We start from the raw sequence: 19,712 nt of genomic DNA, 5'->3' as shown, positions 1-19,712 counted from the left end.
TCCTAAACACTACCAAAGTTTTTTTATATAACCCTTAGAATGTAAATACTTTCTGTAATTTATCATTGCTGTATAAGTTGCAAGGATATATATTTTTTTGTTTTTACCATTTTTGATTTGTTCAGTTAATTTTTCATATTCTTCTTCAATAACAAACTTAGATGGAGAAATACCAGCAGTTTTTAGCCTTACTGCCATATCAAAAGTTCTAAGACCTGATACATAAACTTCATCTAAAGGTGTATTATTTAAATTTTCAAAATTAACATCCCAAATCCAAGAAACATCTCTACCATCAGCATAATTATCATTTAATAAAAATGCACAAGAGAAGGAATCTTTATTTAAGCAAAGGGTGTCTAAAGCTTGATTATATCCAGCTGGATTTTTAACTAAAATAATTTTTGCTTCTTTGTCATCTATATTTATTATTTCTTGTCTTCCAAAACTAGAACTTTGATTTTCTAAAGATTTTTTTATACAAGCATCATCAATATTAAGTTCTTTTGCTATTGAATAAGCACAAAGAGCATTATAGATGTTATATACACCAGATTGACCTAAGAAGATTTCAGTGTTTCCAAATTTAACAGTAGAGCTTTCTGCTGTTAATTCTACAATTTCGTCTACACCATACTTAATAGCAGGATGAGTATAACCACAGCCTGTACAGTAATAATCTCCTAAATGATTATATGTAACAAAGTTATAACTATAAGGAGTTTTGCAGAACTTACAGAACTTTGAATCTGCATTAACATCAATAGTTTTATTTTCGTTTATTGGTGTTTTAAATCCATAAAATACTAATGGATTCTTCACATCAAGCTTTCCAAGTAATGATTCATCACCATTTAAAACTAGCTTACTTTCAGGTACAAGAGTTATACCCTCTAAAATTTTAGTTAATGTTGTATAAACTTCTCCATATCTATCAAGTTGATCCCTAAATAAATTTGTTACAGTAATTATTTCAGGATTAATATACTTTGTTATAAATTTTAAATTAGCTTCATCTACCTCTATAATTGCATATTTATTTTCATCTTTATTGAAGAATTTATAGTTTTCAACGAAAGTAGTAACTATACCTGGGAAAAGATTAGCCCCTGTGTTATTAGTTATTACTGGGTAACCTTTTTCTTTAATGATGTTATAAATCATGCTTGTAGTAGTAGTTTTACCATTAGTTCCTGTAACTAATACTACTTTATATCCCTTAGATACAGTTGCTAAAATGTTATTATCTAATTTTAATGCAACTCTACCAGGAAAAGTAGTACCACCTTTTAAAATGGTTTTAGTAAGAAATAATGTGAATTTTGTTGCTAATATACTGAGAATTGACTTAATATTAATTTTCTTCACCACCTACAATAGTTTATTTACATTATTAACAATAATATTGAACTATAATCATTTAATAATAATATTACAGGATATTTCCAAACCTATTGATTTAATAATTGCAAAATTTGCAATTAGGGTTAATAAAACTAACAAGAAAATATAGTTCGTTGCTTAAATAATATATTTAGGTTGTTAATTAAGATTTAGAATTCCGATTATAAGTTAAATTATAATATTCTTTTAAAGATTATATCAATACTAAAATAGTATATCATAAACTTAGATTTTAACAAATGCATCTTAACAGGATATTTAAATTAAATTAAAAAAAAATAGAATAAATTATATAAATATGAATAATTATTTAACATTTCCCTATACAATATTGACAGTCAATTTGCATGAGAAGATAATATATTAAAAAACTAAATAGGAGATGATAGTTTTGAAGAAGTTTTCGTTTGTCGATAAAGAAGGTAAAGAAATTAAATGTTATAAATGGGAAGTTAAAGGTGAAGCAAAGGGAATAATACAGATTTCACATGGAATGACTGAGTATGCTTGTAGATATGATTATTTTGCAAATAAACTTACAGAACATGGCTTCATAGTATATGCACATGATCATAGAGGGCATGGAGAAACTTCTAAGGAAGATGAAGAAAGAGGTTACATAGCCGATAATGAAGGTTTTGATATGCTTGTTGAAAATGTTAAAGAACTTACAGATATAATAAAGAAAGAAAATGAAGGTTTACCTTTAATATTATTTGGGCATAGCATGGGTTCTTTTGTAAGTCAAAGATATATTGAGTTATATGGTAAAGAATTAGATGGAGTAATATTATCGGGAACAAATGGAAGACCTGAATACATAACAAAATTAGGAATATTAATTTCAAAAGTTGAAATGATGATAAGAGGAAGAAAAGCTAAAAGTAAGATAATGGACAAGTTATCATTTGGAAACTTCAATAGAAGTTTCAAACCTAATAGAACAAATTATGATTGGCTATGCTCTGTTGATGAGGAGGTGGACAAGTATATAGAAAGCGATTACTGTGGATTTATTTGTACAACATCATATTATTATGATTTAATAAGAGGATTATGGAAGATTAATAAAAAAGAAAACTTAGAATTAATCCCTAAAGATTTACCAGTATTAATTTTTGCCGGTGATAAAGATCCAGTTGGAGATTTTGGTAAAGGTATAAAAAGATTATATGAATGCTATAAAGAATTAGGAATACATGACTTGAAATATAAATTATATAAGAATGGTAGACATGAAATGCTAAATGAAAGTAATAAAGATGAAGTTATTTTAGATATATTAAATTGGACGAATAGAATTGTAAAGGTTAATGAAAAAGTAACAAACTAAAAATATATTACTCATAAACATTATTTACTGTTAAGTAACATATATTTTATTAGTAAATAAAAGGGGTGATGTTTGTGAGAAAAAAGAAGAAACCTAAAGTTAAAAAGTCGATTAATAGAAGAAAGAATATATTTAAAGAGATATTTTGCGTTAATGGAAAGTTTGAATTTATAGGTTTATTAAAAAATATTATGATGCCTGTTATTGGGAGTTTGATAGTAGGCTTTGTTACTAAAAATTCAATGAGTATATATGATGTATTAAAAAAAAGTATTCTTACACCGCCTAATTTAGTTTTTAGGATAGTATGGATTGCTTTATATATTTTAATGGGTATTGCTGCTTATAGAATATATATGAATAACAAGCAAGGGAAAAATGATCATGGAGGATATTTTAATTATTTAGTACAACTTTTAATAAGTTTTCTATGGGCAATTATATTTTTTAATTTAAGATTATATGGTATTTCATTTATATTAATATGTATTTTGCTTTTACTAATAGTAATAACTACAGTTAAATTTTTTAAGGATGACAAAATAGCTGGAGCATTGATGATTCCTTATATTTTATGGGTTGTATTTGCAACATATTTATCACTTTATATTTGGATATTTAATGAAATGTAATTAATAAAATTTGAATTATAAAAATAAATAGGATAAAATATAAATCTGGTAATGATGTAAATACGGATTTAAGGAGAAGAGTATTTTGAAGAAAGTAATAATAGCAGAAAAACCATCAGTTGCTAAAAATATAGCGGATGCATATAAGATAAAAACTAGAAGAGATGGGTTTTATGAAGGCGACGATTATTTAGTTACTTGGGCTTTTGGTCATTTACTTCAATTGTATGATGCAAAGGATTATGATGAAAATATGAAGGGATGGAGAATGGATAAATTCCCTTTTATTCCTGAAGGTTTTAAGTATAAAATAAAATGTGATAGTAGTAATAGAGAAGTTGTTGATAAAGGTGCAGAAAAACAAATAAATATTATTAAAGGATTAATTGACAGAGATGATGTTGATGGAGTAATTTCTGCAACAGACTTTGATAGAGAAGGTCAGGTTATCTCAGATGAATTATTTATCCATTATGATATAAAAAAGCCTATTTATAGACTTCTTCTTAATGAATGGACAGAAGATGAAGTAAAGAAGGGAATGGCAAATTTAAAGACTAATAGTGAAATGAAACCACTTCAAGATGCTGGAATAGGAAGACAGTTGGCAGATTGGACAATAGGTATTAATTTGACATCTGTTGCAACATTAAGATATGGTGCTAGTGAAAAAAAGACAATTAACATAGGTAGAGTTTTATTGCCTACTTTAAAGATAATTTATGATAGGGATAAAGAAATTGAAAATTTTAAGGAGTCTTCATATTATAAGTTATTAATTAATTTAAAATCAAAAGATAATATAGAGTTTGAAAGTCTTTATTATGAAAATGCTTCTGAAAAGTTTGAGAAAAAAGAGTATTTAGACAATTTAAGTAAATTATTAAAAGAAAAGCAAGCAGTAGTTGTAGACAAAGAAATTGAAAAGAAGAGGGAATATCCACAAAGTCTTTTTAATCTTTCTAATTTACAAGGATATATAACTAGTAAATATAAAGGATGGACTTCAGATAAGGTATTAAAGGTTGCACAGGGGTTATATGAAAAAAAACTTATAACATATCCTAGAACTGCAAGTAGTGTATTAGAAGAAAGTTTAGTTGATAAAGCAAAAAAAGTGCTTGAAACCCATAAAAAAGGTTTACCTTATGAAGATCAAATAAAATTCGTTCAATCTAAAAGAGTTTTTGATAATTCTAAGGTTGAGAGCCATAGTGCTATTACTCCTACATATGTAATACCAAAAGGATTAACTACAGATGAACAACATGTTTATAATGCTATAAAAAATAGATTTATAATGCAATTTATGCCTGTTGCCCAATTTGAGGAAACGAAAATAACATTAAAAGTTAACGACGAACAGTTAAAAGGCGAGTTTATTTCTAAGGGAAAAGTAGAAATAGTTAAAGGATGGAGAGTAGTTGAGAAAATAGAATCAAAAGATACAATCCTACCTTTAGTTGAAAAGGGTGAAAATTTAGATATAGTAGATAGTAAGGTTAATAAAGTGACAAAGAAACCACCGAAGTATCATACAGAAAAAACTCTTTTAAGAGTTATGGAGACTTGTGGAAAGTCTTTTAAGGATGATAAAGATGATAGTTCAGATGATGAGAGCAATTCAGAAGAAATGATGAAAGCTATATTAAGTGGTTTTAGTATAGGAACTCCAGCCACTAGAGCTGAAACTATAAAAAAGCTAAAAGATATTGGATATATTAAAACTAAAGGAAAGAGTTTAACTACAACTGAGCTTGGAAGAACAATAGTAGAAATTTTTCCAGCTAAAGAACTTTTAGATTTAGAATATACAGGAAGACTTGAAAAAACATTATCTGATATTGAAAAAGGGAAATTTAAAAAAGAGGATTTCTTAAATTTAATTTATGACTTTACAAGAAGTTCGGTAGAAAAGATTAAAAATGATAGTTCTATGCTTCATAAGTTTAAAGTTGAAAAGCCAGAAGGGGTAGAGGAAATTGGTAAATGTCCGGTTTGTGGTAATTCGATTATAGAAGGTGAAAAAGGATATGGATGTGTCAATTGGAAAAATGGTTGCAAATATACTATTTGGAAAAATGATAAATTTATTGAATCCCTAGGTAAAAAGGTAACTAAGGAAATGGTTCAATTACTTCTTAAGAATGGTAAAGTTGGATTTAGAAATCTAAAGAGTAAAAAAGGTACTTTATTTTCTGCATATTTAAGATATGAAAAAGATGAAAAGACAGGATATTATAATTGGAAATTTGAATTTATAAATTAAAAAAGCTTTGGCAGTATTTTGCTGCTAAAGCTTTTTTTAATAATTTATTTTTATTAGTGAATTTATTTAATTAATACTGAAAGCAAAGAATAACATAAAGGAGCTAAAAATACTGTTATTATACCAGCAACACCGATAGATAATGAACTCATTGCCCCTTCTTGTTCACCAATTTCTAATGCTTTTGAAGTTCCTACAGCGTGAGAAGCAGTTCCTAGTGAAATCCCTCTAGCAATTGGACTATTAATTCTTAATATTTTAAAAACTGTAGGTCCTACAATTGCCCCTATTATTCCAGATAATATAATAGCTAAGACAGTAATTGAAGTAACACCACCAAGTGTATTTGTAATTTCAATTCCTATTGGGGTTGTTACACTTTTAGATAATAATGAAACTGTTAGAGTATTATCTAATCCTAAGAAAAATGAAATTGAAATAACTGATAATACACTAACTAGAGTACCTACGAATATCCCAGAAATAATAGGAAGAAAATTCTTCTTGAGTAAATTAAGATTTTTATATAAAGGAACAGCTAGAACTATTGTTGCAGGGCCAAGAAAAATATTTATAAATTGACCGCCTTGATTGTAAGTATCAAAATCTATATTAAATATTTTTAAAAAGCCTATTACAATTATTGTGGCAATTAAAAGTGGATTAAAAAGTGGGAATTTTGTTTTTTTATAAATAAATAAACCTATTTCAAATGCTACAAGAGATATGAATATTCCAAAAAACATGTTATTTGTAAATATATCCATTTATTTATGCCTCCTTTTTATTAAATTTATCCTCATTGTCATTATTATTTTCTAATTTTGATTTTTTCTTGCAAATAAATTCTACAGTTAGTGCTGTAGCAGATAATACGATTATTGTAGTTAATATACATAATATAACTATTTTTAATATACTACCCTTTAAAGCACCAAATGAAGTCATTAACCCTACAGAAGCAGGAATGAAGAAAAAGGCTAAATGATCTAAAAAGAAGTTAGAAAGTGTTTCAATTTTTTCAACTTTTAATATTTTAGAATTTAGTAATAAAAATAACAATATCATTCCAATAATATTTCCTGGTACAGGAAGATTTAATAGTTTGGAAATAATTTCACCTGCAAAATAAATTGAAAGAATCAAAATAGATTCTCTAAAAAATTTCATGAGTAAGCCTCCTTATAAATTTAAGTAGATAATTTTAAAAGCCTATTATTATAATATAATACAAAATAATATTATGTCTATATGGAAAGAAGGATGTTTTATCATAAAGAAATCTATGAATTTATGAAAAATAAATGGATGAAACGATTGCAAAAATTAACAAAAAATAATCATGTATCATAATATAAATCATAATAATATAAGCAATTTTATCTAAAAAGGAGTATGTATGAATAAAACTTTTAAGCGTTTTGCAGCTATATTAAGTGTGGTTGCCCTAGTAGGTGCAATATTTATAGGCTGCGGTAAATCAGAAGCTAAAAAAGATAGTACATCAAAGGGAACTACAAGTACTGATGAAGCAAATTTACAAACTGTTAGATTAAATGAAGTTGTAAGATCTGTATTTTATGCTCCAATGTATGTTGCAATAAATGAAGGCTTTTTTGAAGAAGAAGGACTTAATATTGATTTATCTACAGGACAAGGTGCCGATACAACACAATCTAAATAACAACATATGTCCATAATAAATGAAAGGCTGTAGAGCTACCTACAACCTTAGTTTATATCCAACTTCATTTGTTTCGCTGTCATAGGTAAAATACTCAATAAAGTTCATTATTAAATTTCTTTTAGCTTCAACATCTTCAATTAAATCAATTGTATTTATAAAAAGTTTATGACTTTCTAAAAGTAGTTGTTTTTTATTTTCTTCATCTTCAACATCAAACATAGAAATATTAATTTCATTTATTCTTTTATTAATATTATCATTTTCAGTTTTTATTTTTTTTATTTCTGTTTGGATCATGGACAGAACATCAATATCATCTATTAATGCTAATTTTTTAATAAGGCCTTGAAGCAATTTATCATTTTCATTAAGATTTTTATTTAATGATGTTAGTTCTCTTTTTAATGAAGCATTATTATTTTTTGTTCTTTTAATATTAATAATATCTTCAATATTAATATTTTTACATAAATCTATGACAAATTGTTCAAGCTCATCAGCATTGACCATTTTTGAGTCACATCTATTAGAAGATCTATTTTTTAATTCACACCTATAACTTCTATAATAGATACCTTTAGATGTTCTACTCCAAGAGCACATACTAGAACCACATCTTGAACATTTTAACATTCCACTTAATAAAAATTTATTGCCAGTAGCTTTTCTTGGTGATGTTTTACTTGAAATTTCTGATAAAATATTTTGACACTCTACCCATTCAGCTCCAGGAATAATACCAGGATGTTTACCAGTAGCAATAATCCATTCTTCAATAGGATTTTCCTTCTTTCCACCTTTTCTTTTATTATAGACCATTAGACCATATTTATTATTTTCACTACAATTAAGAGTTGAACCTTTAGATTCGAAATATTTTATAGCTTCACTATCACTACAACAGTAAACAGGATTCTTTAATATTTGCAGTACTGTATTTCTGCTAAAATCGCCCCCATTTTTTCCTTTTATATAATTAGAGACTAAATACCTTGCTATGGGAACAGTGCTCTTATATTCGGGATATAGCTTATATATGAGCCTTACTATTTCAATTTCTTCCTCAACAACTTCTAATTTATACATTCTCTTATTATTTTCTGTTATTTGAACTGATTTAAAACCCAGAGGAGGAGTACCACCTAACCATCTACCAGTACGAGATAGCTCAAGCATATTATCCTTTATACGTTCAGCTATAGTCTCCCTTTCAATTTGTGCAAATGTAGCACTAATATTAATCATAGCTCTACCCATTATAGTGCTGGTGTCAAACTGCTCTGTTATACTTATAAAAGCTATATTACTTTCTTCTAATATTTTATAAGTAGAAGAAAAGTCAGCTACATTACGAGCAATTCTATCTAATCTATAGCATATAAGAGCAGAGAATCTTTTTAATTTCGCATCATTCATAAGTTTAGTAAATTGTGGCCTATTAATATTTCCACCAGACCAGCCTTCATCTTCATAGATAAGAAAATTAACATCTTCATTTGTTGTATTCAGAAAATATTTTTTACAAAGTTCTATTTGATTAGAAATAGATTCACCTTTTTTAGTGGCTTTTGATTTTCTTGCATAGATAGCAACATTCATTTATATCACCTCGCTGTATATTATTGACTAAAAAAATTCCATTATTCCAAAATTAGGAGAGAAGTATATTAAATAGTTATCAATTTTATAGCATGTCCCATACTTACTCTTATAATATTCGATAGCATCAAGTAAAAACCATTCTGGAATTTCTAAAAATTCTGCAAGTTCATATCTTCCTCTAACACCAGCTTTATGAGCATTAATTAAATCAACTATTCCAACAAGTCTTTCATATGCCCAGGCACGTGCTCTAAGCTCTTGTTTAACGTTTCTTATATCGCTTTGGTCAATTATATCTCCATAACTAGTAAAATGATGTCCAAGCTCTTCAGCAAGTATACAAGTCTTTTCCTTATTTGTTTCTATATTAGAATCTATTATTATTTTTTTATTTTTATATAAACCTTTAAACCCATACTTTAAAGGCTTTTCTTTAATTTTTACATGTTTATCATATTTAATCATAAGTTTTTCATATTCCATTGTGATTTCCCTTTCTTGTATAGAATATATGTTCGGATGAGGAGTAAAATAAAAAGGCTGATAGCCTTTTTAAATAAGTTTTAAAAATTCTTCTTCTGTTAATATTTTAATATGATGTCCATTTTCTATATATTCTAAAGCAGTTCGCTCTTTCGTGCTTTTACCATCTGGACCTACAATGCTAAGATCTTGAACACCAACTATTAAAAAGTCTACTTTCTTAGAAATCCCACTTTTAAGTTGACCCCCTAAATCTACAACATTTTGCATAGCAGTATGTAAAGATATTTTTTGAAGAGTTCCAGTGAAAAGAACATTTTTATTATAAAATATATGTGTAGTATCAAATTCGGTTTTTGTAGTAGTAATATCTTTTATATTAATCTTTTTAGATATAGTTCTTTTAGTAATTGTTTTCTTTTCTTTTGATGGTTTGAGCTCGTTTAGAAATTTAGTATCTAAGTGGCTATATATAATTATCCTTTGATCCATACGAAGTGAATTTAAATGTTCATTTGCTTTTATAAATACATTTGCACATGCAATAGCATCATAAGAAGCGTTATGATGATTTATTAAATCAACTCCAAAATATTCACAGCTTTCTTCTAAAGAAACATTTTTTGAAATATTAATTAACTGTGTACAGAGTTGCATTGAGCAGACATACTTTAACATAGGTATATCAAGATTGTATTTATACAAGCAATTGTATAAAACATGCATATCATATGAAGCATTAAATGCAACTAATAATTCATCATCAAAGTAATGAGATATTTGCGGCCATAATTCTGCAAAAGTAGGAGAAGAAACTACAGTATCTGCAGTTATTCCATGTACATCAACAGAGTAAGGATTAAAGTCTAGTGTTGGTGGCTTAATCAAAGAGTAGAACTCATCTACAATAACATTATTTTTAACTGCAGCTATTCCAATAGAGCAGGCACTATTAAAATTATTATTTGCAGTTTCAAAATCAATAGCAATAAAATCATATTTTCCCATTTTTACATCCCCCAAGTTATATTAAATACAAATTCCATGGAATTTGTATAGTTTTTCTAAGGTAATATTAATTAATTCAATTCTAAAGTTTTCAAGAAACTCTTCTATATCTTTTATTTCACTTTTATACTTTGCTTCCATCTTTTTGTTAAGCAGCGTGGTATTGTATCTATTATAGATACTATTTATTGATTCTTTAGTAAACCAGTCATATATCCAAAACATATTTTCTTTTAATTTACTTTCTCTTTCATCAGTAATAGTATCATTCTTAATGTTAAGTAAAAGTGTTAAAGTTGAGTTTCTGCTAGAGCAAATCATTCTAAAACATTCAGATGTTTTATCCATATCTATATTAGTACGTAGTTTTTCATTCTTTCTCCAACGGTTATTTAGGCTGTTAATAATTTGTTGTTCCATTGCTTCAATCATTTTATCCCATCCCCTTTATATAAAGTATTTTAGATTTATCAAAACTATTCATCATCAAAATCATTAAATAAAGTATCTATATAGAACGTATATTTAAGAATTTTCAGATTTAACTCTATTATAGATTTCATTATATATTTTAGCTTCGCCATCTATATACCAATAAGTAACTATGTATTGATCTAATAAACTTTTATCAGCTTTAGTTGAAATATTCATTACTTGACATCTATGACATACTATACTGTTTATAAATTGTGTTGCTTCAGCAGTGGTTTTACCAACTTGTACAAAATGACCTTCACCAGTACGAGCAACGTTTATTTTTGTTGGATATGTACCAGGTGTTTTTGCTTCTTCTAATATCTTTGGTAACATTTCTTTTTTAAACTCTTCCCAAGCAATAGCTCTTAGTTCCTTTTCACTAACTTTTTTTTTCTTAGTTCCAAACATTTTATCCCATCCCTTTAATTAATTATTTTATCTAAAGTATTTTAGATTTATTTAAATTTTATCTATTCATCATCAAAATCATCAAATAAAGTATCTATATAACTTTTTAGTAATTTCATTTTCTTTGGTGTAATATCTTTACCTTCTAAGTGAGCTGCTATTGTTTCTACTTCTGGAGATAGTTTAGGTTCCTTTTTTATATTATTCTCAGTTGAAGTATCTCTTCCTAATAAGTAATCAGTGGATACATCATAGAAATCTGCTAATAAAGTTAACATCTCACCTTTGGGCTCTCTATCATTTTTTTCATATCTACTTATACTAACCTTTGTTGTCCCCACCTTTTGGGCTACATATTCTAAAGTAAGCTCTTTTTCCTCACGTAATCTTTTTAATCTATCGCCTAAAGTATCCATTTGTTCACCTCTTTCATATTTATTATAGAATTTGTAACCAAATAAAACTTAAAAGTAACCAAAAATTAAAAAAAATATTTCTAAAAGTGTTGACAAGTAACCAAAAAGGTAATATTATAGTGTCATAGGTTGGTTACCTAAATGGTTACGGGAAGGTGGTGAGCATATGGGTGAAGTAAAAAAAACTCTTAAAATTCTTAGGGTTAAACTTGGGTTAACTCAGGAAGAGTTTGCAAAATATATTGACATACCTATTTCCACATATAGGAAGAAGGAAAACTGTGAAAGCAAATTTACTTTAGAGGAAGCTTATCGTATATCAAAAATTGCAGATAAAAGTATAGAAGAAATTTTTTTTGCAAACTAAGTTACCAATTTGGTTACTAAAGCGTTTATATAATATCTAAAGTTATTTTAACCAATGCAAAATCAATTATTAATTGAAGAATATGTAAAAATGAATCAATAAAAGAGTGGAGAGGTGTATATGTCATTTGAAGAAAAATTAAATAGAATGATTGCAACAAGGGATAAGCAAGTATTAAAGCTAGAGGAAGAGCTAGAAGAAAAAAATAGAATTATAGAAGAGCTTACGAAGATAAATGAGAAATCAATATTAGCTATAGGAAGAGATGAAATTAAAGAAGAGATAGTTAATAGAGTTACAGGAATTTATCCTGAAGCAACAGTTGACTTTGTTTCTGAACTTTTAGAGGAAATTAAAAGGGATTTGATTAAAGTTTCAACAAAAAAGTTTTTGGTAATTAACAGAAATTAAAGTTTTGAATAAAATAATATAAAAAATTTAAGAGGTAAAAATATGGGGTTAGGGACAGAAGTATTTACAATGCCAGGAAGCAAATTTAAGGCTGTTTGTTTAAACCCAGTTGAAGATCCAGAAAAAATAAAAGAAATTTCACAAAGATATTATCAAGGATTAGTTAATGCTTTGGAAATTACTTTCGGAGAAGCATGGGCAACAGAGATTTTTAAGATAAGGGGTTGGACAGAAGAAGATTTTATAAAAGTAGGAGGAAAGTATGAATTTAGAGGAAAGAAAGCAATTGAAGAAGGAGATAGTAGAAAAAATATTGGAAGCTAATCCAGAAGCAACACCAAATTATTGCATAGTACTTTTAGATGAAATTAAAGAAAGTGTAATAAGTGCTGCAATGAATAGCATTTTAACAAAATGAAATTTAAACATAAGACAAGCAAGGCTGAAAAGCCTTTTTAAATGGTCGAATGTGCGAAAAATGCTGTAGAAAAAGTAAATATAAAGACTAGATAAGGCGATAAGCTTTTTAAAAATAACATAATGGCGAAAAATACCGTTGAATATAAAGAAAATGGAGGATAAAAAGATGGAAAATGTAAAACATCAAAGAAAAGAAGGAGTTCAATTATTCATTAATAAAGAGTTAGAACTTGAAGTAAGAGCAGTTGAAATTAATGGAGAAGGTTGGTTAGTTGGTAAAGATGTTGCAGAAATTTTAGGGTATAAAAATACAAGAAAAGCTCTTTTAGATCATGTAGATGAAGAAGATAAGGGAGTAACGAAATGTGACACCCTTGGTGGAAGTCAAGAAATGATAGTAATAAATGAAAGTGGTTTATATTCTCTAGTTCTTAGAAGTAAGTTATCAGGAGCTAAAAAGTTTAGAAGATGGGTTACATCAGAAGTATTACCACAGATAAGAAAAACTGGAGGATATGTTCCGATAAGCGAAGAAGATGATGAAGCTTCAATTATGGCAAAAGCTTTAGAAATAGCACATAGAACACTTAATAAGAAAGATGAATTGTTGAAAGCTAAGGATAAAGAGATAAGGGATTTATCAGAAGACTTAAATCAAAAGAATAGATTTATTAATCAGTTAGCAGCAAGTGAAAATACTTTATTAGTTAGAGAAGTTGCAAAGGTTGCATCTAAAGCTGATGTAGTAATTGGGGAAAAGAGATTATGGGCCAAGCTTAGAGAATGGGGATTGATTTTTAAGAACTCAACAGAACCAAAGCAATGTGGAATTGATAAAGGGTATTTTGAAGTTAATGAAGGTACCAAAGAAGCTAAAGGCAAGGTGTTTACTTATAGAACTACAAGGGTTACTGGAAAAGGACAAGCTTATATCATAGAAAGATTGCTTAAGGAGATTAAATAGTGAATTTATGGAGAGCTTAAATATATGGGGCATATGCACATTTGTAATGCCATTAATATTAATAATAATTATTGGGTTAATAATGATAATTACATCTATTTTAGATGTAGTAAACAAGCTAATAAAGAGAATTAGGAGGTAAGAATGAAAGAGTTAAGAGAAAAGCTACATAAAACTATTGATGAATACGGAAGGACAGATGAAAGAACTGTTGCTATTAGCCAAGAATTAGACAAGCTAGTTTGTGAAGCACAGAAGTTAATTATAAAAAAGGGATTAAGCTATATAGAAGCTATAGAAAAAGCAAAAGAATTGATAGGATCTGAAAGAGTTGGCGCTCATGTAAATTCAGATTCAATCAATTCAAAAGAAATCAAGGATAGTATAACAGAAAATTAAAATAATTTAAACAGGAGGATTTAAATAATGAATATGTTATTACAAAATGATTTACAAGAAGTAAAAGAGGAATTTAAAGTAATTGACTTGCAAAGTGCTACATGGGTATTAAGAAAGTTAAGAGCAGTAAATGAAAAGATGAATGAAATTAATACTATAGCAGTTGAAGAAATATCAAGAATTAATGAGTGGGCAGAAAAAGAAGTTAAGTCATTAAATGACGATAAGGAATATTTTGAGGGGTTATTAAGTGCTTATTACATAGAGGAGAGAGCTAAAGATAAAAAGTTTAAATTATCAACTCCATATGGAAAAGTAACATCAAGAAAAACATCTAAATATATCTATGAAGATGAACAAGCAATTATGGATTATTGCAATATGAATGAAATAGATGTAATCAGAGTTAAAGAAGAGTTAGATAAGACTTCATTTAAGAAGCTTTGTAAAGATGGTGTAAATCAAGAAACAGGTGAAGTTGTTCCTGGAGTAAGAGTAGAAACTGTAGAGAGTATTAGTGTAAAAACTGAATAGGAGGACTTTAGATGAACTTATATGAAAAGTTAGTTGAGATTAGAAAAGAGGTTATAAACTTTTCTAAAGATACAGAAGGATATGGATATAAATATGTAAGTGGTAGTCAAGCTATAGCAAAGATAAGAGATAAGATGGATGAGTTAGGAATAATATTAGTTCCAGGAGTAGGAGATACAATTACATCTACTTACGATTATATAAACTCTAAAGGTAAAGAGTGTACAGATCATGTAGTATCTGGAGATATGTCTTATACATGGATTAATGCAGAAGAGCCGAGTGAAACATTAATAGTTCCATGGAAGTTATATGGAGCACAAGATGATATATCAAAAGCATTTGGTAGTGGTTTAACATATTCAGAAAGATACTTTATATTAAAGTTTTTCCAAGCACCTACTGATGATGCTGATCCAGATAATAGAGATACATCTAATAGAGGAACTGGAGCTAAAAAAGGATTAAGTGAAGCGCAAGTAAAGAGATTATATGCAATTGCTAATACAGTAGGATATGATAAAAAAACAATTCAACAAATGGTAACTACTAGATATAACAAGGCAGTAGAGCAGTTAACTAAAGCAGAATATGACCATGTTTGTAACGGATTGGAGGATAAGAAAAATGGCTAATTCAATTAAATTAGATTGGAGAAATCAAGAGATATTTTATGTACCTGCTACAGATGTTGAATTTATGATAGAGGACAGAACGGAAAAGATTAAATTAACAAATGAGCAGTTTGAATATTTGTTTGACCAATACAGAGAAAGCGTTGGAGAAAAGACAGTTAGTGAGTTAGAGGATAAAATCTTAGAATTAGAGGTTGCATTAGAGAATGCACATGAAATTATAGAGGAGAAGGAAAGACTAGAGGATGTTAGAAGAGAAAGATATTTTAGTCCTTCTTACTAGAGGTAGTTAGTATGGCAGAAGGGTGGATAAAACTTCACAGGTGTTTATTTAATAAGGCTATATGGCAAAATTCCACTCCCGAACAAAAGGTAATATTTATTACCCTTCTAGGAATGGCAAATCATAAGGGAAAAGAATGGGAGTGGAAAGGCAAACAATTTAAAGCTGAACCAGGTATGTTAGTAACTTCACTTGATAGCATTTGTACAAGGTGTGGTAAAGGAATTTCAGTTCAAAATGTCAGAAGTGCATTGAATAAATTTGAAAAATACGAATTTCTAACACAAGAGGTAACAAAGACAGGAAGGCTCATAAACATAGTAAATTGGGGTATTTACCAAGGTGGATTTGAAGAAGGTAACAAAGATACTAACAAAGAGGTAACAAACGACCAACAAAGCACTAACAAAGAGGTAACAAAGAACCAACAAACAGGTAACAAAGAGGTAACAACTAACAAGAATGATAAGAATATTAATAATGATAATAATGTTAGAGAAAGAGAAGAATGGGAAGAAGTAGAAGAAGAAAAATCTCCTCCGCTTCCACCTCTTTCATTCCCAACCCAAACACATAAAAAGTTTTATGAGCAATGGGGAGAAGTTGCATATAGAACATGGTTTTATGATGCAGTAGTAGTTGAAGGTGAAATTATTAATATATCATCACCAGATGGCTTTAAAAATGAAATTTTAAGAAGTAAATATAAAGATTATTTAGAAAGAATAACGGGCAAGGAAGTAGAGATAGGTGGTTAATTTGAAATCATGGGAAGAGATGACTAATGCTGAAAGAGCAGAGCAAACTTTTAGAGATTTAAGGTTAAGGCAAGAGAGAAGAAGAGCAGGAGTAAGGGAAGCAAATAACTTTATGTTTAATAATATTCTTAAAGCTAAAAGGAATAGGGACAAGATTACTGCTAAGAAGTATAGGCAAAGGTGGTAAAGGAGGATTAAATGACTAGATATTGCAAAGTGTGTGGAAATCCTTATACAGAATTACATCACATAATGTTTAGAAGTGAAGTTAAAGCACTAGAGCATTGTAAATTAAATTTAGTAAATCTATGTGTAGAACATCATAAAGGAACATATGGAGTACATGGAAGTAAGGGAGCAAGTCTTAATAGAAAACTTAAATTAGAATTTCAAAATACTTTAGAAGAGTTATGGGACAAGCAGTATTTAACTAGAGAAGAAATAAAGGAAGTATTGCAGATTAACGATAAGTCACTTAATAGACTTTTAAAGAGATTATCTTTGCAAGATGATAAATATATCAAGGAAGATGTAATAAGAGCCGTAATGGGTGGGAAATTGATTATATAGAGGTGTAATTTGGAGGAATTAAAAAATCAATATCCGGATGATTGTATTATCTTAGGAAACATAATTAAAAGAAAAAATAATCTAAAAGAAGATGATATAGCAGGAGCATTTAGCTTAATGCAGGATAGCTTACAAGCGTATTTTAGATGGAGCGTAATAAGATGTGAAATAAGAAGTAATTTAAAGCGTGGAGAAAGAGCGGAGCTTAAAGATTTACTAGAGAATATAGTTAAGTATCTAGATGAAGTACATAGAGATACAAGGGTACTATATAAGCTTGGTAGAGAAGATTTAAGAAATAATAGAGAGGAGTAAAAAGATGAACGAGTATAAAGCTAAAAAGGTCATGGAGATTTTAGAAAAAGATTTAGAAGAATATAAAAATTAAATATATAGAGAATAGGAGTAAATTCAGCTAATGTTATATGCTTCTATTCTCATAAGAAAATCAATTTCAACAGAGGTGATTAAGTGATTGTAGTTGAAGGAAAGATAAAAGGAAAAGCTAGACCAAGATTCAATACTAAAACAGGAAGAGCATTTACTCCAGGGGATACTATTACATATGAAAACTGGATTAAATGTTGTTACCAGGAGCAAGATGGAAAGTTTATAGATGGGCCAGTAAGTGCAAGGATAGAGGTTTACTATAAAATACCTAAGAGTTATACGAAGAAACGTGTACAAGCTATAAGAGATGGGGTAGAAATGCCATTAAAGAAACCAGACTCGGATAATATAGCAAAAATAGTATTGGATAGTTTAAATAAAATTGCATTTGATGATGATGCGCAAGTAGTAGAGTTAACAGTTATAAAGAAATGGACAGAAGAACAAGAAAGAATTGAATTTGAAGTGGAGGAAGTAAGGAGTGAATAAAGTTATTCTTATTGGAAGGTTAACCAAGGATCCAGAGTTAAGATATGCAGCAGGAAGTGGAACAGCAGTTTGTAGATTTACATTAGCAGTATCAAGACAGTTTAAAAAGGACGAAACAGATTTTATAAATTGTATAGCATTTAATAAAACTGGAGAAGCAATTGCACAATATGTTACTAAGGGTAGGCAGTTAGCAGTTGTAGGGAATATAAGAACTGGTAGTTATGATGGGAAAGATGGAACTAAGAGGTATACGACGGATGTAGTTGTAGAAAGCTTTGAATTTATAAGTAATAGTAATTCAAATAATAATCAAGGTAATGCAGAAACATGGAATCCGCAAGAGGATATGGGATTTGGTGAGGAAGTACCAACAGATTATGGAGATATGCCTTTCTAGGGGGAAATTATGAATAGAGCAGAAAGAAGAGCTAGAGAAAAAGAAAAGAAGAAAGATAGTAATAAGAAAGTTGAGGCTATGGCATGGTTTAGGTCATTGCCTGCTGCTAAACAAACATTGATAGATAGCTTAGTAAAAATTGAAGCAAGGAAAGAGAATGATAGCTTATTAAAAGCAATTGATAGATGTTTTAGTGCAGCAGTTTTTGAAGAACTTGAAAACTTAGAGTGGGAAGATGTTAAAAGAATTATAGATAAAAGCGCAGAGTTGATGCTAGATGATGCACATAAAATGAAAAATTTAAAAGAAAGTTTAGGAGGAAGTTACGATATGGCGATAAAGAAAATAAATGAAGAAATGGCACCAGAGGTTGAAAAGAGGGTAAGGGAGTTAATCAAAGATGGATATAATCAAAAAGTTAGTGTAAAGATGCTAATAGAAGAGTTTAACACTCTTAGTACAGCTATGTTAACTAATGCTTATAAAAGGACTAAGGCTATAGTTTCAGAAGAAGAAAAGTTAAAGAAGATAGCAGAGCAAGAAGAAAAAGAAAAAGATGTATCTAATAGAATAAAAGAAGTTTTAGGAGAACCAGATAAAGAATTAGAAGATGCATTAGAGTATATTTTTAAAGATGAATTAAAAGAAGATGTTAAGGAAAGTGTTAAGAGTGAAAATAAGGCTCATACAGAAGAAAAAGAAGATAAAGGTATAAATATACCTAAAGAAGTAGAAAAAACTAATACAGAAGAGAATAATAAGGTGAAAACAACGGTTAAGAACAAGAATAGCAAATTAAAAGTTATTAAAGAAGTTACTAAAGTTATAGAAAGAGAAGTCCAAGGAGAATATGGTTTATATAACATAAAAGGATCAGTAGTAACAGTAGATGAAGAATTTGCATTCAGCAATGTAGAAGATGTTAACTGCTGGGCAAGTGCTGAAAGAGAAGATTTACTAAAACAAATGGAAGAGATTAAAGGGAAAATTAATCATATAAATTCATGTGAGCAGGAAGCTATAGAAGTTATAGAAACGTTTATGAATATTTAAGGTTTAAATAGGTAGTGTAGCACCTATTGGTACAAGCAGACTACACATTGCACCATGACTTGTACCAAATAAAAATGAAATTATTTTTAGAAAGGATTTAAGAATGGATAGAATAGATTATCAAAATAAAATATTAGACACAATAGATAATGCTTTAAATAATTTAAGTTCAGATGAATTTGATATTTTAATGCAAAGAATACAAGAATATATTGATGATTTAAATTAACGAATAATTTGAAATTATTGCGAGTTAGTAAAAGGAGAAATAAAAATGAGAAAATTTATAGTTAAGGTTACAACCACAAAAGAGTTTGAAA

General features: G+C 28.5%; 29 protein-coding genes. 20 read left to right on the top strand and 9 right to left on the bottom strand.

Annotated features, from left to right (window positions below; all coding sequences use genetic code 11):
• Nucleotides 1-9: 9 nt before the first annotated feature.
• On the bottom strand, nucleotides 10-1,368 hold the full coding sequence (locus tag ABUA17_RS02940) for a Mur ligase family protein (protein WP_195951139.1): 1,359 nt from the start codon (nucleotides 1,366-1,368) through the stop codon (nucleotides 10-12).
• Nucleotides 1,369-1,786: 418 nt separating this feature from the next.
• Between ABUA17_RS02940 and ABUA17_RS02935 the strand changes: the two genes are divergently transcribed.
• The 3 genes from ABUA17_RS02935 to ABUA17_RS02925 all read left to right on the top strand — a co-directional run bounded on the left by ABUA17_RS02935 (nucleotide 1,787) and on the right by ABUA17_RS02925 (nucleotide 5,638).
• Nucleotides 1,787-2,737, top strand: coding sequence for an alpha/beta hydrolase (locus ABUA17_RS02935; RefSeq protein ID WP_042396026.1), 951 nt, complete (start codon nucleotides 1,787-1,789; stop codon nucleotides 2,735-2,737).
• Nucleotides 2,738-2,805: 68 nt separating this feature from the next.
• Nucleotides 2,806-3,369: a TspO/MBR family protein gene (locus tag ABUA17_RS02930; protein WP_052330612.1), complete on the top strand. Its 564-nt coding sequence runs from the start codon at nucleotides 2,806-2,808 to the stop codon at nucleotides 3,367-3,369.
• A gap of 85 nt (nucleotides 3,370-3,454) precedes the next feature.
• Nucleotides 3,455-5,638 carry a type IA DNA topoisomerase gene (locus ABUA17_RS02925; RefSeq protein WP_195951137.1) on the top strand — a complete coding sequence of 728 codons (2,184 nt, stop codon included), beginning with the start codon at nucleotides 3,455-3,457 and terminating at the stop codon, nucleotides 5,636-5,638.
• A 62-nt stretch (nucleotides 5,639-5,700) separates the two neighbouring features.
• Here ABUA17_RS02925 and ABUA17_RS02920 read toward each other — a convergent pair whose 3' ends face one another.
• Complete coding sequence (locus tag ABUA17_RS02920; RefSeq protein WP_042396020.1) at nucleotides 5,701-6,405, bottom strand: LrgB family protein; 705 nt, start codon at nucleotides 6,403-6,405, stop codon at nucleotides 5,701-5,703.
• Nucleotides 6,406-6,409: 4 nt separating this feature from the next.
• Entirely contained in the window at nucleotides 6,410-6,808 is a 399-nt protein-coding gene (locus tag ABUA17_RS02915) for a CidA/LrgA family protein (RefSeq protein ID WP_042396017.1), read from the bottom strand.
• 229 nt (nucleotides 6,809-7,037) lie between these two features.
• On the opposite strand from ABUA17_RS02915, the gene ABUA17_RS02910 reads away from it, so the two are divergent.
• Nucleotides 7,038-7,322: an ABC transporter substrate-binding protein gene (locus ABUA17_RS02910; protein WP_042396014.1), complete on the top strand. Its 285-nt coding sequence runs from the start codon at nucleotides 7,038-7,040 to the stop codon at nucleotides 7,320-7,322.
• A gap of 39 nt (nucleotides 7,323-7,361) precedes the next feature.
• Here the strand turns inward: ABUA17_RS02910 and ABUA17_RS02905 are convergent, their stop codons facing one another.
• The 6 genes from ABUA17_RS02905 to ABUA17_RS02880 form a co-directional block, all read right to left on the bottom strand.
• Nucleotides 7,362-8,924 (bottom strand): recombinase family protein, encoded by a 1,563-nt coding sequence (locus ABUA17_RS02905; RefSeq protein WP_349817908.1) that lies wholly within the window; start codon nucleotides 8,922-8,924, stop codon nucleotides 7,362-7,364.
• Between the two features lie 27 nt (nucleotides 8,925-8,951).
• Nucleotides 8,952-9,410, bottom strand: coding sequence for a hypothetical protein (locus tag ABUA17_RS02900; protein ID WP_195951135.1), 459 nt, complete (start codon nucleotides 9,408-9,410; stop codon nucleotides 8,952-8,954).
• 69 nt (nucleotides 9,411-9,479) lie between these two features.
• Nucleotides 9,480-10,418, bottom strand: a complete 939-nt coding sequence (locus ABUA17_RS02895) for an exonuclease domain-containing protein (RefSeq protein ID WP_349817907.1) — start codon at nucleotides 10,416-10,418, stop codon at nucleotides 9,480-9,482.
• A gap of 21 nt (nucleotides 10,419-10,439) precedes the next feature.
• On the bottom strand, nucleotides 10,440-10,850 hold the full coding sequence (locus ABUA17_RS02890) for a hypothetical protein (protein ID WP_195951133.1): 411 nt from the start codon (nucleotides 10,848-10,850) through the stop codon (nucleotides 10,440-10,442).
• 93 nt (nucleotides 10,851-10,943) lie between these two features.
• Nucleotides 10,944-11,303 (bottom strand): hypothetical protein, encoded by a 360-nt coding sequence (locus tag ABUA17_RS02885; RefSeq protein ID WP_042396000.1) that lies wholly within the window; start codon nucleotides 11,301-11,303, stop codon nucleotides 10,944-10,946.
• A gap of 62 nt (nucleotides 11,304-11,365) precedes the next feature.
• The gene (locus ABUA17_RS02880; protein WP_349817906.1) at nucleotides 11,366-11,719 is read right to left on the bottom strand and encodes a helix-turn-helix domain-containing protein; all 354 of its coding nucleotides are present in this window, start codon (nucleotides 11,717-11,719) and stop codon (nucleotides 11,366-11,368) included.
• Between the two features lie 166 nt (nucleotides 11,720-11,885).
• On the opposite strand from ABUA17_RS02880, the gene ABUA17_RS02875 reads away from it, so the two are divergent.
• The 16 genes from ABUA17_RS02875 to ABUA17_RS02800 all read left to right on the top strand — a co-directional run bounded on the left by ABUA17_RS02875 (nucleotide 11,886) and on the right by ABUA17_RS02800 (nucleotide 19,621).
• Complete coding sequence (locus ABUA17_RS02875) at nucleotides 11,886-12,086, top strand: helix-turn-helix transcriptional regulator (RefSeq protein ID WP_288161186.1); 201 nt, start codon at nucleotides 11,886-11,888, stop codon at nucleotides 12,084-12,086.
• Nucleotides 12,087-12,206: 120 nt separating this feature from the next.
• Nucleotides 12,207-12,497, top strand: a complete 291-nt coding sequence (locus ABUA17_RS02870; RefSeq protein WP_349817905.1) for a hypothetical protein — start codon at nucleotides 12,207-12,209, stop codon at nucleotides 12,495-12,497.
• 42 nt (nucleotides 12,498-12,539) lie between these two features.
• On the top strand, nucleotides 12,540-12,821 hold the full coding sequence (locus ABUA17_RS02865) for a beta/alpha barrel domain-containing protein (protein WP_221697587.1): 282 nt from the start codon (nucleotides 12,540-12,542) through the stop codon (nucleotides 12,819-12,821).
• 262 nt (nucleotides 12,822-13,083) lie between these two features.
• Complete coding sequence (locus ABUA17_RS02860; protein ID WP_349817904.1) at nucleotides 13,084-13,881, top strand: BRO family protein; 798 nt, start codon at nucleotides 13,084-13,086, stop codon at nucleotides 13,879-13,881.
• 144 nt (nucleotides 13,882-14,025) lie between these two features.
• On the top strand, nucleotides 14,026-14,280 hold the full coding sequence (locus ABUA17_RS02855) for an aspartyl-phosphate phosphatase Spo0E family protein (RefSeq protein ID WP_055277029.1): 255 nt from the start codon (nucleotides 14,026-14,028) through the stop codon (nucleotides 14,278-14,280).
• Nucleotides 14,281-14,307: 27 nt separating this feature from the next.
• Nucleotides 14,308-14,814 (top strand): host-nuclease inhibitor Gam family protein, encoded by a 507-nt coding sequence (locus ABUA17_RS02850; RefSeq protein WP_070102630.1) that lies wholly within the window; start codon nucleotides 14,308-14,310, stop codon nucleotides 14,812-14,814.
• Between the two features lie 11 nt (nucleotides 14,815-14,825).
• Nucleotides 14,826-15,449 (top strand): ERF family protein, encoded by a 624-nt coding sequence (locus ABUA17_RS02845; RefSeq protein ID WP_349817903.1) that lies wholly within the window; start codon nucleotides 14,826-14,828, stop codon nucleotides 15,447-15,449.
• A complete protein-coding gene (locus ABUA17_RS02840) occupies nucleotides 15,442-15,732 on the top strand; it encodes a hypothetical protein (protein WP_055277034.1) in 291 nt (96 codons plus the stop codon). Before ABUA17_RS02845 ends, ABUA17_RS02840 begins: the two co-directional genes overlap by 8 nt.
• 11 nt (nucleotides 15,733-15,743) lie before the next feature.
• A complete protein-coding gene (locus ABUA17_RS02835; protein ID WP_349817902.1) occupies nucleotides 15,744-16,490 on the top strand; it encodes a hypothetical protein in 747 nt (248 codons plus the stop codon).
• A gap of 1 nt (nucleotide 16,491) precedes the next feature.
• Complete coding sequence (locus tag ABUA17_RS02830; protein ID WP_316320609.1) at nucleotides 16,492-16,677, top strand: hypothetical protein; 186 nt, start codon at nucleotides 16,492-16,494, stop codon at nucleotides 16,675-16,677.
• Nucleotides 16,678-16,688: 11 nt separating this feature from the next.
• On the top strand, nucleotides 16,689-17,060 hold the full coding sequence (locus ABUA17_RS02825) for a hypothetical protein (protein ID WP_082425276.1): 372 nt from the start codon (nucleotides 16,689-16,691) through the stop codon (nucleotides 17,058-17,060).
• A gap of 9 nt (nucleotides 17,061-17,069) precedes the next feature.
• Nucleotides 17,070-17,375 (top strand): hypothetical protein, encoded by a 306-nt coding sequence (locus tag ABUA17_RS02820; RefSeq protein WP_055277041.1) that lies wholly within the window; start codon nucleotides 17,070-17,072, stop codon nucleotides 17,373-17,375.
• A gap of 156 nt (nucleotides 17,376-17,531) precedes the next feature.
• Entirely contained in the window at nucleotides 17,532-17,939 is a 408-nt protein-coding gene (locus tag ABUA17_RS02815) for a RusA family crossover junction endodeoxyribonuclease (protein WP_316320610.1), read from the top strand.
• Nucleotides 17,932-18,339, top strand: coding sequence for a single-stranded DNA-binding protein (locus tag ABUA17_RS02810; RefSeq protein ID WP_316320611.1), 408 nt, complete (start codon nucleotides 17,932-17,934; stop codon nucleotides 18,337-18,339). Before ABUA17_RS02815 ends, ABUA17_RS02810 begins: the two co-directional genes overlap by 8 nt.
• 9 nt (nucleotides 18,340-18,348) lie before the next feature.
• A complete protein-coding gene (locus tag ABUA17_RS02805) occupies nucleotides 18,349-19,392 on the top strand; it encodes a hypothetical protein (protein ID WP_349817901.1) in 1,044 nt (347 codons plus the stop codon).
• A gap of 103 nt (nucleotides 19,393-19,495) precedes the next feature.
• Nucleotides 19,496-19,621, top strand: coding sequence for a hypothetical protein (locus ABUA17_RS02800; protein WP_278244455.1), 126 nt, complete (start codon nucleotides 19,496-19,498; stop codon nucleotides 19,619-19,621).
• Nucleotides 19,622-19,712 lie beyond the last annotated feature (91 nt).

Source organism: Clostridium sp. RTP31139st1_H3_RTP31139_211217 (assembly GCF_040227035.1).
Lineage (GTDB): Bacteria > Bacillota > Clostridia > Clostridiales > Clostridiaceae > Clostridium > Clostridium saudiense.
This window is presented reverse-complemented; position numbering and strand designations above follow the sequence as displayed.

Bases quoted from the DNA above. Each gene is read 5' to 3' on its own strand.
- ABUA17_RS02935 (WP_042396026.1), top strand. From the start codon at position 1,787: ATGATAGTTTTGAAGAAGTTTTCGTTTGTCGATAAAGAAGGTAAAGAA.
- ABUA17_RS02930 (WP_052330612.1), top strand. From the start codon at position 2,806: ATGTTTGTGAGAAAAAAGAAGAAACCTAAAGTTAAAAAGTCGATTAAT.
- ABUA17_RS02920 (WP_042396020.1), bottom strand. From the start codon at position 6,405: ATGGATATATTTACAAATAACATGTTTTTTGGAATATTCATATCTCTT.
- ABUA17_RS02915 (WP_042396017.1), bottom strand. From the start codon at position 6,808: ATGAAATTTTTTAGAGAATCTATTTTGATTCTTTCAATTTATTTTGCA.
- ABUA17_RS02910 (WP_042396014.1), top strand. From the start codon at position 7,038: ATGAATAAAACTTTTAAGCGTTTTGCAGCTATATTAAGTGTGGTTGCC.
- ABUA17_RS02905 (WP_349817908.1), bottom strand. From the start codon at position 8,924: ATGAATGTTGCTATCTATGCAAGAAAATCAAAAGCCACTAAAAAAGGT.
- ABUA17_RS02900 (WP_195951135.1), bottom strand. From the start codon at position 9,410: ATGGAATATGAAAAACTTATGATTAAATATGATAAACATGTAAAAATT.
- ABUA17_RS02895 (WP_349817907.1), bottom strand. From the start codon at position 10,418: ATGGGAAAATATGATTTTATTGCTATTGATTTTGAAACTGCAAATAAT.
- ABUA17_RS02890 (WP_195951133.1), bottom strand. From the start codon at position 10,850: ATGATTGAAGCAATGGAACAACAAATTATTAACAGCCTAAATAACCGT.
- ABUA17_RS02885 (WP_042396000.1), bottom strand. From the start codon at position 11,303: ATGTTTGGAACTAAGAAAAAAAAAGTTAGTGAAAAGGAACTAAGAGCT.
- ABUA17_RS02880 (WP_349817906.1), bottom strand. From the start codon at position 11,719: ATGGATACTTTAGGCGATAGATTAAAAAGATTACGTGAGGAAAAAGAG.
- ABUA17_RS02875 (WP_288161186.1), top strand. From the start codon at position 11,886: ATGGGTGAAGTAAAAAAAACTCTTAAAATTCTTAGGGTTAAACTTGGG.
- ABUA17_RS02870 (WP_349817905.1), top strand. From the start codon at position 12,207: ATGTCATTTGAAGAAAAATTAAATAGAATGATTGCAACAAGGGATAAG.
- ABUA17_RS02865 (WP_221697587.1), top strand. From the start codon at position 12,540: ATGGGGTTAGGGACAGAAGTATTTACAATGCCAGGAAGCAAATTTAAG.
- ABUA17_RS02860 (WP_349817904.1), top strand. From the start codon at position 13,084: ATGGAAAATGTAAAACATCAAAGAAAAGAAGGAGTTCAATTATTCATT.
- ABUA17_RS02855 (WP_055277029.1), top strand. From the start codon at position 14,026: ATGAAAGAGTTAAGAGAAAAGCTACATAAAACTATTGATGAATACGGA.
- ABUA17_RS02850 (WP_070102630.1), top strand. From the start codon at position 14,308: ATGAATATGTTATTACAAAATGATTTACAAGAAGTAAAAGAGGAATTT.
- ABUA17_RS02845 (WP_349817903.1), top strand. From the start codon at position 14,826: ATGAACTTATATGAAAAGTTAGTTGAGATTAGAAAAGAGGTTATAAAC.
- ABUA17_RS02840 (WP_055277034.1), top strand. From the start codon at position 15,442: ATGGCTAATTCAATTAAATTAGATTGGAGAAATCAAGAGATATTTTAT.
- ABUA17_RS02835 (WP_349817902.1), top strand. From the start codon at position 15,744: ATGGCAGAAGGGTGGATAAAACTTCACAGGTGTTTATTTAATAAGGCT.
- ABUA17_RS02825 (WP_082425276.1), top strand. From the start codon at position 16,689: ATGACTAGATATTGCAAAGTGTGTGGAAATCCTTATACAGAATTACAT.
- ABUA17_RS02805 (WP_349817901.1), top strand. From the start codon at position 18,349: ATGAATAGAGCAGAAAGAAGAGCTAGAGAAAAAGAAAAGAAGAAAGAT.
- ABUA17_RS02800 (WP_278244455.1), top strand. From the start codon at position 19,496: ATGGATAGAATAGATTATCAAAATAAAATATTAGACACAATAGATAAT.